Annotated in this window: 15 protein-coding genes and 3 pseudogenes; 15 read left to right on the forward strand and 3 right to left on the reverse strand. The window is 34.5% G+C overall.

All coding sequences use genetic code 11. The features are described from left to right. The gene (gene istA / locus AC1TO4_RS16585) at nucleotides 1-1530 is read right to left on the reverse strand and encodes an IS21 family transposase (protein WP_482106229.1); all 1530 of its coding nucleotides are present in this window, start codon (nucleotides 1528-1530) and stop codon (nucleotides 1-3) included. Nucleotides 1531-1740: 210 nt separating this feature from the next. On the opposite strand from istA, the gene AC1TO4_RS16590 reads away from it, so the two are divergent. The 14 genes and pseudogenes from AC1TO4_RS16590 to AC1TO4_RS16655 all read left to right on the forward strand — a co-directional run bounded on the left by AC1TO4_RS16590 (nucleotide 1741) and on the right by AC1TO4_RS16655 (nucleotide 11263). Further along, nucleotides 1741-2160 carry a hypothetical protein gene (locus tag AC1TO4_RS16590; RefSeq protein WP_482106230.1) on the forward strand — a complete coding sequence of 140 codons (420 nt, stop codon included), beginning with the start codon at nucleotides 1741-1743 and terminating at the stop codon, nucleotides 2158-2160. A 307-nt stretch (nucleotides 2161-2467) separates the two neighbouring features. After that, nucleotides 2468-2750 (forward strand): annotated as a pseudogene (locus AC1TO4_RS16595) (ankyrin repeat domain-containing protein); the annotation flags it as partial. Nucleotides 2751-2907: 157 nt separating this feature from the next. Next, the gene (locus AC1TO4_RS16600) at nucleotides 2908-3147 is read left to right on the forward strand and encodes a hypothetical protein (protein ID WP_482106231.1); all 240 of its coding nucleotides are present in this window, start codon (nucleotides 2908-2910) and stop codon (nucleotides 3145-3147) included. A gap of 96 nt (nucleotides 3148-3243) precedes the next feature. Further along, a pseudogene (locus tag AC1TO4_RS16605) lies at nucleotides 3244-3788 on the forward strand (T6SS immunity protein Tdi1 domain-containing protein). Between the two features lie 354 nt (nucleotides 3789-4142). After that, complete coding sequence (locus AC1TO4_RS16610) at nucleotides 4143-4358, forward strand: hypothetical protein (protein WP_482106232.1); 216 nt, start codon at nucleotides 4143-4145, stop codon at nucleotides 4356-4358. A 121-nt stretch (nucleotides 4359-4479) separates the two neighbouring features. Further along, nucleotides 4480-4824, forward strand: a complete 345-nt coding sequence (locus AC1TO4_RS16615) for a CdiA family toxin C-terminal domain-containing protein (RefSeq protein WP_482106243.1) — start codon at nucleotides 4480-4482, stop codon at nucleotides 4822-4824. A 26-nt stretch (nucleotides 4825-4850) separates the two neighbouring features. Next, entirely contained in the window at nucleotides 4851-5168 is a 318-nt protein-coding gene (locus tag AC1TO4_RS16620) for a hypothetical protein (protein ID WP_482106233.1), read from the forward strand. Between the two features lie 116 nt (nucleotides 5169-5284). Then, on the forward strand, nucleotides 5285-5608 hold the full coding sequence (locus tag AC1TO4_RS16625) for an immunity protein Imm33 domain-containing protein (RefSeq protein ID WP_482106234.1): 324 nt from the start codon (nucleotides 5285-5287) through the stop codon (nucleotides 5606-5608). A gap of 1198 nt (nucleotides 5609-6806) precedes the next feature. Beyond that, nucleotides 6807-7058: a DNA/RNA non-specific endonuclease gene (locus AC1TO4_RS16630; RefSeq protein ID WP_482106235.1), complete on the forward strand. Its 252-nt coding sequence runs from the start codon at nucleotides 6807-6809 to the stop codon at nucleotides 7056-7058. A gap of 72 nt (nucleotides 7059-7130) precedes the next feature. Further along, a complete protein-coding gene (locus AC1TO4_RS16635) occupies nucleotides 7131-7616 on the forward strand; it encodes an antitoxin YezG family protein (RefSeq protein WP_482106236.1) in 486 nt (161 codons plus the stop codon). 153 nt (nucleotides 7617-7769) lie between these two features. Continuing rightward, the gene (locus AC1TO4_RS16640) at nucleotides 7770-8948 is read left to right on the forward strand and encodes an HNH/ENDO VII family nuclease (RefSeq protein ID WP_482106237.1); all 1179 of its coding nucleotides are present in this window, start codon (nucleotides 7770-7772) and stop codon (nucleotides 8946-8948) included. A gap of 21 nt (nucleotides 8949-8969) precedes the next feature. Beyond that, nucleotides 8970-9425, forward strand: a complete 456-nt coding sequence (locus tag AC1TO4_RS16645) for an SMI1/KNR4 family protein (RefSeq protein ID WP_482106238.1) — start codon at nucleotides 8970-8972, stop codon at nucleotides 9423-9425. Nucleotides 9426-9444: 19 nt separating this feature from the next. After that, a pseudogene (locus AC1TO4_RS16650) lies at nucleotides 9445-9600 on the forward strand (endonuclease V); the annotation flags it as partial. A gap of 637 nt (nucleotides 9601-10237) precedes the next feature. Next, nucleotides 10238-11263, forward strand: coding sequence for a beta-propeller fold lactonase family protein (locus AC1TO4_RS16655; protein WP_482106239.1), 1026 nt, complete (start codon nucleotides 10238-10240; stop codon nucleotides 11261-11263). Here AC1TO4_RS16655 and AC1TO4_RS16660 read toward each other — a convergent pair. Together AC1TO4_RS16660 and AC1TO4_RS16665 are read right to left on the reverse strand one after the other, a co-directional pair. Beyond that, nucleotides 11253-11390, reverse strand: coding sequence for a hypothetical protein (locus AC1TO4_RS16660; protein ID WP_482106246.1), 138 nt, complete (start codon nucleotides 11388-11390; stop codon nucleotides 11253-11255). The genes AC1TO4_RS16655 and AC1TO4_RS16660 overlap by 11 nt on opposite strands. Nucleotides 11391-11904: 514 nt before the next feature. Beyond that, nucleotides 11905-12483 (reverse strand): TetR/AcrR family transcriptional regulator, encoded by a 579-nt coding sequence (locus AC1TO4_RS16665; RefSeq protein ID WP_482106244.1) that lies wholly within the window; start codon nucleotides 12481-12483, stop codon nucleotides 11905-11907. Nucleotides 12484-12898: 415 nt separating this feature from the next. On the opposite strand from AC1TO4_RS16665, the gene AC1TO4_RS16670 reads away from it, so the two are divergent. Continuing rightward, a complete protein-coding gene (locus AC1TO4_RS16670; protein WP_482106245.1) occupies nucleotides 12899-13810 on the forward strand; it encodes a DsbA family protein in 912 nt (303 codons plus the stop codon). The last annotated feature ends 762 nt before the right edge of the window (nucleotides 13811-14572 follow it).

The following is a 14572-nucleotide window of genomic DNA, read 5'->3' on the forward strand; positions in this document are numbered from 1 at the left end:
TTAACTTCTCCCTCCAGATAGGACTTTAAGATAAATATCTTGTGACCGTTCTGGAGCGATTATATCCCTGTATTTTGGATTTGGTTCAATCGCTATCCGGGTGTCGTTTTTACTTCGTATTGATATTGAATGTGAAATATCACGAAAATCATTTGCACTTGTCATTTTAAGCTTTCTCATTTCTTCTAGTGCCTGTTCACAATAATTAGGATAAGTCTTTATCGTTTGTAGAAGGACCTTTAATTGGTCAGTTAAATGGCGAGGGTATCGCTTCTTTAATTCTTCTATTAGCCACTGAATATTTTCCTTGTCCATAAATACATCCTCAAGTTCCTGAATTAATAATTCTCGTTTTGAGGTACTTGTCTCTCGATGGGCAGGGTCAGAGATAACCAAACCTCTTTCACTAGAGATTCTGTGTTTCGCTAATGCGGAGCCGGTTTGTTTTAATCGAATGATTAACCAACCTTCTTCTTCTTGAACGTATGCTATATTTGGTGCGTCTGATCTGAATGTACCTTTTGGTACACTATAACGATTTCCGTTGTAACGTATGACATTGTCCTTTTGAATACTTCTTGTTATACTAGACACGAGAATATTCTCGAAAATATAGGTACCAGAGACTTTCTTTAAGTGTTGCTTTTCGAGGGCGTGCACTTCTGAAGGTCTCTTTTTTGTATTATGATGGATTTTATTATTACCGGTTCTTTTTAGCCATGCAATACAAGATTGATTCCAATCTGCAATGCTATGAAATACACGGTTTTTACTGAAGTTGTTTTTTACAAATTTAACAACCTGTTCAATTTTTCCTTTTGATTCTGGGTCACTTTTTCTACAAAGATAAATAGTAAACTTCCTCTTTTGATGGTACTTATTAAATTCTGCTGTCAAAATCAAATCACCTGCATTCTCACTTACCGCTAATAAAGCGTCTTGGTCATAAACCATTTCTTCGGGCATTCCCTCAAAATAATGAAAAGCGTTCTCATGCATTTGTATGACATCTGCTGTCCGAAATGGGCGTTCTAACCACTCTACATATTTAAATCTTGAATTTGAAAGTATAAAGGCTATGAAGTATAGCCGCTTATTTTGACCTTCTTTGTTCTTCACAATTGTTTGACCAAAGTCTACTTGCGCCTGTTTACCCATTGGAAGCTCTGGGACAGTAGAGTATGTACGTTGGATTGTTACTTTTGGAATCTGATAACGATCTCTCATTTCATTCAGGTAATTACGAACTGTATTTTCTGCAACTTCTTTAAAGTTGAATTTCTCCTCCAACCAATCATAAATTTGTGCCCCTGACAAATCAGGATGTTCACGCAGCCATTCAAGTATTTGATCGTGAAATACATCTAATTTTTTCTCCCTAGTTCGTAAAGAACTTAGAAATTCTTCAAATTCATCAGTTGTCATATTCAAGTATTGAATAACAGTATTCCTTGAAACCTTCAACTTTTTAGCAATAGCACTTTTTGAGAATCCCTCATTATATAACCGATGGATTTCCACATAATTCATAAATCTGTTCACTCCTAATTCCTCACCTTCAATAGACTACTATTAGTATATTGAAAATGATTAGTTTTTTGGGGAACTGTTTAATCTTATTTGTGGAATTCTGTTGATTTCTATTTGTGGAAAACTGTTAACTCTAGTTTAGCGTTTACACGATATTAATAATAAAGCGTTAAATCATATGAAAAATACTTTAAAATAAGGAATGATACTATGCATAATGAATTAAATCAATTAATTACTAAGTTGGAAAAATCAATTAATACTGAAGATTTTATAGATGTTACTTACGATATTGTTGAAGAAATAGAAGAAAGTGAAGATGCTTTTGAAGCTATTCAACCCATTTTTAAGTTGATGGAAAAATATCCAGATATAAATTTTGGTAGACCAGGGCCACTTCTCCATTTTGTTGAAAATTTTTATAAAAATGGATATGAAGAAAAGCTTGTTGAGTCACTTAAAAGGCAACCTACACAACATACTGTTTGGATGTTGAATAGAGTTATCAATGGTTCTCAAGGGGATAGAAAAGAATATTTTATAAATGTATTCGATAGTATTATTGCGTTTCCGAACCTTGATGATGAAATTGTATCACTTGCTAGTCATTTCAAGTCTTTACATGAATAAGTAAGTTAATAAACCTTTTTTTTAACTGACGGACAAAGTGATACCTTGATTGGCTAAATGCCTTTCAAGGTTTTTTAAAAAATCAAGACTATTTGATAAGCAGACGTATAAGAAAGGTTGCATTGACAATTAAATAAAACGATCATATTTACTACTCGATTTACATTTACACATGATAATGAAAAAGTTCGTGGTGATAAGGTAAGAAATATACTGGTCTTAGGGCAATGAAATCTTGCAAACTATCGACGAGAATTACCTAGTACTAACCGAAGCCATAAGTAAGAATGAGGGGATGATAGTATAAATGGATATTAATAAAGCTGATTGCTGGACTGTTATAAAGTTTGGAAATATTAAATTATTTTAGGAAAAGCTAAGAATTGAGGGAAAACGTATTGAAGAGGTTGTAAATTCTATTGATAAAATGGCATTAGTTTACTTGGGAAATCATTAATCAGTAGAAATTTTGATATAGATAACTTATATTGGATAATAATACAAAGGTTAATATAATTTCAAATGATGAATGTAATGAATGGCACTATTTAGCAGCAAATATTAATTATACAGGTGCGGTTGAATTGGCTAATATAGTGAGTGCTGCCCGTGCACTGTGCAATTCAGACACGATTTAGAATTAATTCGAATTGTGTGATGAACAGGCAGACAAAACTATAATCCGCTACTCTTTTCCCGCCAAACAATAAAAGAACATTTCATTTAAAAATGAGAGGATGAGTAAAAATGGATAATTCACAAGAGAGAATCTGTGAGTTTCTAACTCAAAACAAGTTAAAATTCATCAGTGAAGATCAAGTAGCTAAAAAGTTCGCATACAAGAACATACTGACTTTTTACATTGGGAAAGAAGGATGGTCAACCTATGGTATTGATGGAAGGGACTTTAAAGGTAGAAACCATCAAACATCTAAAGTTGGATTTCTTATTACTGAGTATAAAGATTCTGAAAAGGATATATATTAAAAAGCTGAATTTATGGGGAGGGGAAAGAGTTATTTAATAGAAAATAAAAGCAACATTTTATGATTAAGCGAAGAACACAATAAAGGGGCTTTTTAAGTGGAAACTATATTTAGTGATTTTATTAACCATGAAACTGTTGATGAAGATGTTATTTTGAAGTATAAGGATAAACTTCCTGAAGAGTTAATAGAAACATGGGGAAAATATGGTTTTGGTAGTTTCGTAAATGACTATTTAAAAGTTATTAATCCAGACGATTATTTAGATATTTTAGAAGAAGTTACCTAAGGTATGAGCAAGCGATTCCTATTTTTACAACCGCAATGGGTGATATTATAGTATGGGAAAAAGATAAGTATGTAAATTTATTAAACTTTAGGAAAGGATATGTTAATGTTGTTTCATCCGGATTTGAATTCTTTTTTGATGATTTGAAAGATGATGACTTTATGAACGATGAATTAATGTGGCAGCCTTATCCTGAAGCGACTAGTAAATATAGTGCCCCTAACTATGACGAGTGTTTTGGATACACCCCTTTATTAGGTTTAGGTGGAACAGAAAAAGCTGGAAATCTAAAAACAGTGAAACTAATAGAGCATATATTAATTGCCACTGAATTCATGGGTCCTATTGAATAACAAGAAACTCAGTTTTAGATAAGACGAGTCACGTGAACAATGATTAACTCATAAACTAAGCTGGAAGATGTATTTTCTTCCAGTTTTTTTATATCTTTCATCCCTTTTTTATATTGTAGTTATTAACTTTTAAACATAAGTCGTTACAGAAGTAGATGAAGTTACCAACACTCCAAGATAACAATATAGTATTAAGAAGGTATAGGAATGTTATGGCTGGAGGATTATCTTGCATGAAATAAATTCAATAAAAAGAATCCAAGTTGTTGGTAGCAACAAGGATACTTTAGATAAATAATTTAATCATCGCGACGGTAATTCAACAAAAGAAACGATTTAAATCAAGTAAGAAATGTGGTAAGTACAGAGAAGATGGCGTCCATCTATTCGCCAATTTACCAAGATGTCGTCAACAGTTCACTAGGCAAAACTCAAAATAAACTAGATCTTTTATCTGCCACTAATTACCAATCTGGTACGCCAAATGCCCTTACATTCAATATGCCACCAGCAAAAACAGATATTCCTACGAGTATAAAAAGTGGAGAAGTCGATGTTAAGTTGAAGTAAAGAATGTGGATGTTGGGGCTAATAAAATGAATTTTGTTGAAAATGCAAAAAACCTTCTAAAAATGTTAATACTAAAAAAGGTATTGTTGGTGGTCACAATATTGATGAATTTAATAAAGCACTGAAAAGTCAAGGTTTCATCAATCCAGATGATTTAATTGTGTCTAAAAAACCACATCAATCAATTGAAGGAATTTATGAAGTAGAGTATAAAATACCTAGAAAAGATATGGCTGCTAATGTTCCCGAACCAGTATCATATAAAAATATCAAGGAACCTAAAACAGTTTACGACCCATCTAAGATTAGTGATGACAAAATTTATCAATGGCGACAAGAAGCAATGCTGAACGGAAAAGTAAATGGGAGACTTGTTGAAGGAACTGCTTCAAACGGTTTAAAATATAGAGGGTATCTGAATGAGGCTGGTGAAATAACAAACTTATTCCTATTATTGATTAACTAAAAATATGATGTGATTGGAGGACGAAAATGAGTGGAGAATATCAAGTAAAGGAAAGTAAAGCAGATATTGATAAATTAATGCTAACTTATTTTAATTTCATAAATGGAAAATATCTAGAAAAAGCATTAAAAAGCTTTGCCGAAAGAGAAGGTTATGGACAAGAGATAGTATTTGCCTTTTTCCAGTCTGATTTAGATGAATATAATATGGCACAATTACCTAGACCTTTAGATGAAAAACATGTTTTGATAGAACTAGGTTACCCAGCGGTTGAAATTGAACAAATAGCTTTTTTGGATTTTAAAACATTTTATAATTATTTGGACAGAAATGTAAAAAAATAGTGGAGAAAAATCCAGAGAAAACTGAGCTAATAGAGTTATTGGCAGAAGTGAAACGTAGTTTATATAATTGAAGAACGTGGAACTGATGATATGAAAAAAGTCATGGAGGTGATTAGTTGAAAAAGAGTAGTGGATTAGGTGGTAGCGTTGTATCTAATAATATTTTACAAAATAAAGGAAAATTGAAATGGTGTATGAAAGAAAAACCAGTAAATGCTCTTGATAATGGGTGGAGATTTTTGTCGGATATAGATACAGACGAATATCTTGCTGATGCATCAAATATGTCAATTTGTGATTGGGGAACTATTATTGAGATAGAACCAGCAATAATGAATATATTTGATATGACAATAGGGACAGATATCACCTTACTTAATGAAAATAATACAAAGTATTTTGTATATACTGAGTCAGGAGAAAAGGTAATATTTAAGTAGATATATATTTGTTAGTAGCCAGTAGATTTTATATCTACTGCTATTTATTGTAGAAATGAATCTATGACAACCATAAAGCCGAGTAATTTAGCTTCCTAACATTCAGTCAAATAGCAGAACAGACGGCAGGCAGACGCTACTTATATGCAAGGAAAGGCGGCACACATATGAACAAGCTAGTTATGCAAATTACAAAGCTACTGGAACCAGGTAAGTCAGAGTTAATCGACTTCGATATCTAAATTGGAGCGTACAGCAAGAAGAAAGTAGATGCAGTGGCCATCCAATTATATGAATTACAACATGCGACACTACTAAGCTATACATGAGAGGAATTCGGCTTTCTTATCAATCTGTACGACATAGACAAATTAAAAAACTTCCCAATCGTGTGAGAACGTTAAAGAAGCGTACAGTATCAAACCTATGCAATAAAATTAGATGAATGTCGACATTTTTCTAATACTAACTATTGAGCGCGTACAGCTACCAACTGTATGCGTTCTTTTTGGGTTAGAATGGGATGCAGTATTCGTGGTTAATGTAAATGATGAATTATACTCTCGGATTATTGAACAAGAAGAACAATTATTAGTAAGTAGTATTGATGTTGCAGAGATGACTGGGAAACGACACGGAAACCTAATCCATATTCCTTTTTACCCAAACCAGTGAAATGGTTCTCTTCGTTCTGAATCTAACTTCCCTGGTATAGACGAAGCTGAAATAGTGCTTTCGATGAGTTTACCAATCAGAAGGAAATGCTGTTTCACTCTGTCAACATTAATTATTCTTATCTGGAAGAATGGATGGGACATCATCCATTTTCAGATGACTATGTGACGGAAGAAAAAGTAACTCAGGCCGGTATGCGTCAACAGTCCATTAGGCAAAACTCAAAATCAACTAGATAACCTATATAACGCTCATTCCCAATTGCGTACGCCAAATGCACTTACATTCAACATGCCACCAGAAAAAACAGAGATCTCTAGTATAGGTGCGGCTAAAGGTAGTAGAAGTGAGGTTCCTTATGGAGCGCACATTGGTAAAGTTGGTAATAGAAAGGTATTAGAAACGAATGTAAAGTACAAAACAACTAACGATTTCCCGTTCCTTTACCAAGTCGTAATTCAGCATCGACACCATCAATACTACCAAATTCATTTGTTTCATAAGTGTATCCTCTCAAAGTAATGTGGGGGAAACAGACCGAATCCGAGGTAATTATCCAGAGAGAGATGATGGTGGTCATTTAATTGGTAGTCAATTTAAAGGTACCGGAGATATTGATAATTTGGTGCCTATGAATTCCCAAATAAATGAAGCAGGTGGGAAATGGCATCAGATGGAACAAGAGTGGGCATCAGCCCTAGGTAGAGAAGGAGGTAGCGCGAAAGTAAAAATAAAACCTCAATACACTGGTAGTTCCGACCAGATAATTTTATAGTCGAGTATTCAATCGATGGTGGTAGGGTAAAAAAGGTAACAGTCCAAAATCAGAATGGGGGTTAGTAAACTTATGGAACAACAGATGAATCAGATGTACCCCGTGATAGCAGAGGATATCCTTGGTATGATACCTGATGGTAATTGGTATGAGATTTACTTATATGCTGAAATATTGGATGGTTCTAGAGAAGTGTTCTTTTATTTCAATACTTACGAGAATGAAGATTTTATATATTCTCATGATATTCCTGCAAAATATAATGTAAGTGAAAAAACCTATGATAGCTTGTTATTAGAATTACAAAATAAATTTCATGATTTAAGACAAATATTTATTGATAATGATCAAGAGCCTTGGACGAATTTAACACTAATATTGAAGTATCCTGGAAAGATAAAAATTAATTATGATTATGAAGACGTAATAAATTCGGTTATATCTCCAACGCAGCGACAAATGGTTTTTGAATATCAACATTTAGGGTTGTTACCTCAAAGTGAGATAAACAGACAGTTTGTGCGAAATTATGTAAATAATAAAAATGGGAAGAGATAAAATCCATATATCTAAAATTCTGACTAGCTGTATGAATTACAAGGCTTATATAAGTGTCGGGTACCAGGTACTCAAACAATTCGCTACTCTGGTAATTTAAATGTAGGTCCAGGAGTTAAGTGTATAATAGCTTCGCATCAGGATTTATCTCCTGTGTGGGGCTTTTTGTACTTATATCCCACTGACTTGTGGGTAAAGGAACAAGAACAGCTGATCGATACGATGATTAATGCAGCGACTTTTCAAACCCTTGAAGGTAAGAAATTAACTACTATTGAAGAAAACGTAGAGGAAAATATAAAATATCATGAGTATGAAAATGGTTTACTCATTAAAGAGTATGTTGTAGGCCAAACAGTTTTCTATGAAGTTGTTTCCAAAGTTGAATATAAGGAAGAAGAGACCGTTAAAGTCGACAAACCGAGAGAAAACAAATTACTAGACTTTTTTCAGGTTGGATTAGATATTGTAGGGCTTGTACCTGTTATTGGTGAAGCAGCAGATGGCGTAAATGGTGTTATCTATGCGGCGAGAGGGGATGCATTAAATGCAACTCTTTCTTTTGGAGCGATGTTTCCCGTTGCTGGATGGGCAAGTACGGGTGGAAAATTAGCCTTAAAAGGTAACGATTTAAATCAAGTAAGTAAAGTGGTAAGTACAGAGAAGATGGAGTCCATCTATTCGCCAATTTACCAAGATGTCGTCAACAGTTCACTAGGCAAAACTCAAAATCAACTAGATCTTTTATCTAACACTCATAACCAATTGGGTACGCCAAATGCCCTTACATTCAATATGCCATTCGCAAAAACAGATATTCCTACGAGTATAAAAAGTGGAGATGTCGATGTTAAGGTTGAAGTAAAGAATGTGGATATTGAGACAAAGGGTACGGGTAAAGATGCTAAGGGAGCTAGTGTAGCTGATGATGTAAGCAAAGTATTTGATTCGAAATCGAAATGGACGGCTACTCGGCCGAAAGGAACTCAACAAACATATGAAGTTTTTAAGAGAAATGATATAGACTGGAATCATGTAAGAACTTCTGGAGACAAGAGATTTATTGGTAAAACAAATGCAGAAGCATCTGGTAGTGGGCTAGCGCCACAATTACCTGATGGAGAATTTGCTACTTTACATCATATTGGACAAGATTCAAGAGGTCCGTTAGCTGAAGCAAGTACAAGATATCATGGAGTTGGAAAATATGGTCAAGATATTTTACACAGCCAGTTTGGTAAAAGTAAACCTAATCCTAGTTTTCCTATAGAGCGAAAAAAATTCAATGCAGATACAAGAGAATATTGGAAATTGAGAGTAGAAAACAAATAAATTGTAGAGAGGGATTGTATTATGAATAAAAAAAATTTAGAAATGAAAAAAAGATACGAAGCTCTTTATTCTGATGATGGAATTAACAATGAAGAGTTAATAGAAATAGAAAAAATGTTAGAAATAGAATTGCCAGAAAACTTTTGCGAAATATCAACATTTTTTAGTGGGGGATATTTGGGTAGTATAAGTAATTATTCTTTTTCCAGGGTAGGTAACAGCTTAAATATCATCGATGAAACGATTAGATTGAGAGAGTCTGTAAATTTGCCAACCAGATTTGTCGTTCTAGCTGAGCCATCAGAAAGTCTTATAGTCATGGATACAAAGAATACTCCTTCAGTTATTTGGTTTGATGCAGTGGAAATTTCTGAATTAGAAAAAAAATCTTTTACCTCAAAACCAGATGAATGGGAGACCTATGCTGATTATTTTAATGCACAACTTGAGGAAGAAGAGGAAGAGCAAGGGTTATAGGTTATACAGCTTAGAACACTTAAGGACGACAAAAAGTGTTAAACCCATCTTTGTTTCTTGTGGAAACTGCACCGAAATGGTTATGAACTGTATCAATAAAGAGAGTCGTTTACCTATTCCTGTTAGATTAGCAGATTTAGAAACACATAAAGTGAGAAAACAACTAACACAATGATGATTAGAGCATTAAAAAAGAAAATTATTACCTAGATTAGCTAATGCTAATCTAGGTTTTTTTATAGAAGAGTGCTCTGGCACCAATATTACAAAAGCTGATGATGTTGTAGAGAAGAAAAGTGATAGCATTGGTGACGTTGCGGGTAAGGTTACGGTAAGCGGTAATTTGCATGATATAAACGCAATAAAAAAATTCCTAGTTGTTGGTAGCAACAAGGATGCGTTAGATAAATAATTTAATCATCGCGACGGTAATTCAACAATGGAGCGTACTCCCGCCACGGTTACGCTCTTTATTATATATATATAATAAAGAGTAGAACTCCTATGCATATTGAGTTCTGTTATTCCACGAGACAAAAACGGTAGTAGTAGTAGTAGTAGTAGTAGTAGTAGTAGTAGTAGTAGTAGTCTACAAGACCTCATTTATATTGTCTAACTTAGTGTAGCCCATCCACGCTGTTTTATTGGGTGCGAAAGTTGAGTAATAAATTGAGTGTATCATGCCATGTCTAATTTTTTTTGCGTCTCGCTTAATTATATAATCCATGCTTAATTATTATATAAGTCAAATAGGTGATAGCCCGTCCCACCAACAATTATTCGAATAGAATAATACATAGGGAGGTGAGAAAATGGATTTTTGTAACTACTGTTCTAATTGTATATGTATTAAATCATGCTCTTGCAGTAAAGTTTGCAGACTACCTAGAGTACACATAGGACCATTCAGAGCTACGGTACCCACGGTTCCATTATCAGTAAATCGTATTTATGTAGCAAATTTTAATGATAATACTGTTTCTGTAATTGATGGTGTAACCAATGCAGTAATTGCTACCATTCCAGTTGGAATCAATCCAGCAGGGGTAGATGTCAATCCGTTAACCGACCGAATTTATGTAGCAAATAGGCTTAGTGATAATGTTTCCGTAATTGATGGAGTAACCAATACGGTAATTGCTACCGTTCCTGTTGGGGATGAATCTGGGGACGCTGGGGTCAATATAGCTACTAATGTCATTTATACGGCAAATTTCAATTCATTAGACTTAACTGAAGATGTTACCGTGATTAGCGGATTGACCAACACGGTGATTGATACCATTATAATCCCAGGTCTCAATTTAGCAACTGGGATAGGTGCCAATCCATTAACTAACCGTATATATGTTGCCAATTTCAATTTTGATACCGTTTCTGTAATAGATGGAGCAACCAATACATTGATTACTAATATTCCAGTTCAAGTTAATCCATTCAGATTAGGGATCAATCCAGACACTAATCGTATTTATGTATCAAATTTCACCAGTAATACAGTTTCCGTGATTGATGGAGTAACCAATTTGGTGATTGCTACTGTTCCTGTTGGGATTACTCCAGGTGAAGTGGGGGTTAATACTTCTACGAATACTATTTACGTACCAAATCGAGACAGTAATAATGTTTCAGTGATTAGCGGATTAACGAACACTGTGATCGCTACTATTCCAGTCGGGACTAATCCAAATGGAGTAGGAGTCAATCCCATAACCAATTTAATTTATGTAACAAATCAGGATGATAATACTGTTTCCGTCATTAACGGAGTAACCAATACAGTGATTGCTACGATTCCAGTCGGAGCTCGTCCGTTTTCAGTAGGTGTCAATCCTTAAGGAAGATTTGCAAGGCTGTCAGTTCAGTAGTCAGTAAAGTATTGACCGCTGTTTCTAAATGCGAACGAAAAACCTCGGTAATATCTTGTTTTTGTACTAGTGCTTGAACAATTGTAAACTGAGTCAAAGGGAAGACCTCTTTTCTAGGATTGGTTGTGGTGACTTAATTCTACCAAGAAAAGGTCTTCCTTTTTGTATTTATTCATTTACACAAGATATTTTACACTCTCAAATGGTTTAGAGTTTAATGGTTTTATTCTATATGGAATAGATGAAGTATTATTAGAAAAAAAACCGAACCAACATATTAATGAACATTATATCGATTTAAACAGACATGCAACATCTGGAAAGTGGAAATATAGAAAAAATCATGGGTTCTATTGAGTAACAAGAAACTTTTCATCCAGTGTTTTTATATCGCAATAAAAAAATCCTAGTTATTGGTAGCAACAAGGATGCGTTAGATAAATAATTGAATCATTGCCGACTTCAACAATGGAGCGTACTCCCGCCACGGTTACGCTCTTTATTATATATATATATATATATAAACAGAGTAGAACTCCTATGCATATTGAGTTCTGTTATTCCACGAGACAAAAACACTTCCGATACTAATAAACAGAAACAAACAACATTTAAATCTGTTTGTTCGTAACTCCTAAGTCAATCCCAGAAATTATATAAGGAATGGCTGATTTGAAAAATTCCTCTGGCGGTATCTCCTTACTATATCTTTTCCACTCTACAGAAGCTCCATAAATTCCCCAGCTTAATATGACAGCAGTAATTTTTAGAGCTTTATCCTCTTCAGTTTTATTTTGATTTAACAGCATTTTATAAAAAATGATTTCAAGCTGCTCCCTAATGATACGGGCAATTGTATCTTCGTATCCTCTATGACAACGACTGGATAATGACTTTTGAAAATTTGTAATTGCTATGAAAATGTTAACCAGCGTCTCTTCATTTAGTTCGTTTTTTTGATAGTAGTCAAAATCCAAATTAACTAATAATACTTCCGATAATACCTTTTCCAACAAATCATATATATCTTCAAAATGATAATAGAATGTGGCACGATTGATCATAGCTTCAGCAGTAATATCCTTAACGGTAATATCCTTAAATTCATTTTTACTTGATAGTTCCATAAAGGAATCCATGATTAATTTTCGGGTACGTTGAATTCGAGGATCCGTTTTTGGTTGAGTAATATTGATCTCCCTCCTACTTTTTAAACAAATTCTTCAATGTGTTGCATAAACGACATTTCCAACGAACTATTGGTGTTGATAATTTTCATTATGTTATAAGATTCAATTGTAAGCAAATAATCAACTTTCAAAGCGATGTTTAATAACCATGCATTGTAATCCATAATAGGAGGGAGTTGTTTGGTTAAAATCGGTATTGTTACTGGAAGCACAAGAGATGCAAGAGTGAATTTGAAAATTGCGGAATGGAGTTAGTATGAAAAAACCGTGAACGGTTTATTTTCGTCACCCGGAATATAACATAGCCGTTACGTCCGAGTTAAAATATCTAAATGTTGAGTGGAATGTTGTTTTGTATGTATGTAATCGTAATATTATAGAAATGAGGGATGATCAATTGAAGAACAATAATAATATGATTTGTGATTTAGAAACTGGTGTATGCGGAGTAGCTGGAGAAGAGGAAATTGAAATGATCGATTTTAATCAGCCAGAAAAAAAGATTAATCTTTATTATGTGACAGATCCCATTTGTTCACATTGTTGGGCAATTGAACCGACACTTCGTCGTTTTGTAGAGCAATATGGTGATTATTTTAATTTTCATACGGTTATGGGCGGTTTGCTGGAAAAATGGCATGATGGACCCATCGATCCTGCTAACGGAATATATAAACCAGCTGACGTTGCTGGTCATTGGAGAGAAGTTGGAGAACATTCAAGAATGCCAATTGACGGTACTTTAATGATTGATAATCCAGTTCAATCTTCTTACCCGGCTTCTCGTGTGTTTAAAATAATCCAAAAAAATCATAATGATGCTACAGCATTTGAGTATTTACGCCGTGCCAGAGAAGCACTTTTCGCATTTAATCAAAATATTTCAGATCCATCGGTTATGATTGACATCGTAAATAAACTTGGTCTTGATGGAGAAGCCGTTGTAAATGAAGCCGAACAACCAATTGGACAACAATTATTAAACAAAGATTTTGAACTAGTTAGAAGCCTAGGTGCCAGAGGATTCCCTACAATTATCATGATGAATGAGGACAATAAAGGTGTGAAAATTGTTGGTGGACGTCCGTTTGAATACTATGTTGACGGATTAAAACAAGTGCTAAACACGGAAGAGCTTCAACCAAAACAACAACCATCCCTTTCTAGCTTGCTTGAAAAAGAAAAACTTCTATTTTCCAAAGAAATTGAAGTCATGTACGATCTTGAACAATCAGAGATTAACTCTTTTATTGATAAAGAGCTTACATCAGATCGTTATCTAACGCAGGAAATTCTAGGCGAATTCTATTTTACAACTACTAAATAGGTTGGACCTGTGCATCAAACAAAGACAAGAAATTCACAGATCTAACTAAACATACGAAAAACAATGATCTTCCAATTCTTCTGACTTTCATTGTGATATTATACAATAGCAGTGAATTACCAAGTTTGTGCCGCATGCAGATACCTAAAGAGACGATTTCATCTATCCAATAGATGAAATCGTCTCTTTTGTGCGCCCAGCATGGGCGTAGTCTATAGGGTGCAAGTCCCGAACTGTGAAGGCAGAAGTAGCAGTTAGCTTAACGCAAGGGTGTCCATGGCGACGTGGAATCTGAAGGAAGCGAGCGGCAAACCTCCGGTCTGAGGAACACGAACTTCATATAAGGCTATGTACGATTGGGTGAGTTTGCAAAGCAAAACAAAGCCCTTTCTGCCGAAGGTTGCACGTAGTAAATGAAGCAGATAGGTGGAGGGAAAGACTACGTTCTTACCTGGGGAGGTCTGATTGGTATGCCAAGTACACTTGGTAACCTATCCAGTGATGGATAGCTGAACAATCAGAAGTCAGCAGAAGCCATAGTACCATTTGAACTCGAGAAGAATGGGAGGGCTGAACAATTTAGAGAGAACAACATCTTGGCATTCAGTAAACTGCGAAGAACACAGATAACCAATAAGGCATGCTTGAAGGAGGAAGTGGTGAATTCCATGTGGGACTTCAAGATGGTGGAGCAGAACTGGCATAAGAAGAATCATTGTTCACGGAAAGAGGCGTAACCGATGTTGATGGAACGAATACTGT

It is taken from the genome of Sporosarcina sp. Y838 (assembly GCF_056786515.1).

Bases quoted from the DNA above. Each gene is read 5' to 3' on its own strand.
- AC1TO4_RS16590 (WP_482106230.1), top strand. From the start codon at position 1,741: ATGCATAATGAATTAAATCAATTAATTACTAAGTTGGAAAAATCAATT.
- AC1TO4_RS16635 (WP_482106236.1), top strand. From the start codon at position 7,131: ATGGAACAACAGATGAATCAGATGTACCCCGTGATAGCAGAGGATATC.
- istA (WP_482106229.1), bottom strand. From the start codon at position 1,530: ATGAATTATGTGGAAATCCATCGGTTATATAATGAGGGATTCTCAAAA.
- AC1TO4_RS16655 (WP_482106239.1), top strand. From the start codon at position 10,238: ATGGATTTTTGTAACTACTGTTCTAATTGTATATGTATTAAATCATGC.
- AC1TO4_RS16600 (WP_482106231.1), top strand. From the start codon at position 2,908: ATGGATAATTCACAAGAGAGAATCTGTGAGTTTCTAACTCAAAACAAG.
- AC1TO4_RS16645 (WP_482106238.1), top strand. From the start codon at position 8,970: ATGAATAAAAAAAATTTAGAAATGAAAAAAAGATACGAAGCTCTTTAT.
- AC1TO4_RS16620 (WP_482106233.1), top strand. From the start codon at position 4,851: ATGAGTGGAGAATATCAAGTAAAGGAAAGTAAAGCAGATATTGATAAA.
- AC1TO4_RS16670 (WP_482106245.1), top strand. From the start codon at position 12,899: ATGATTTGTGATTTAGAAACTGGTGTATGCGGAGTAGCTGGAGAAGAG.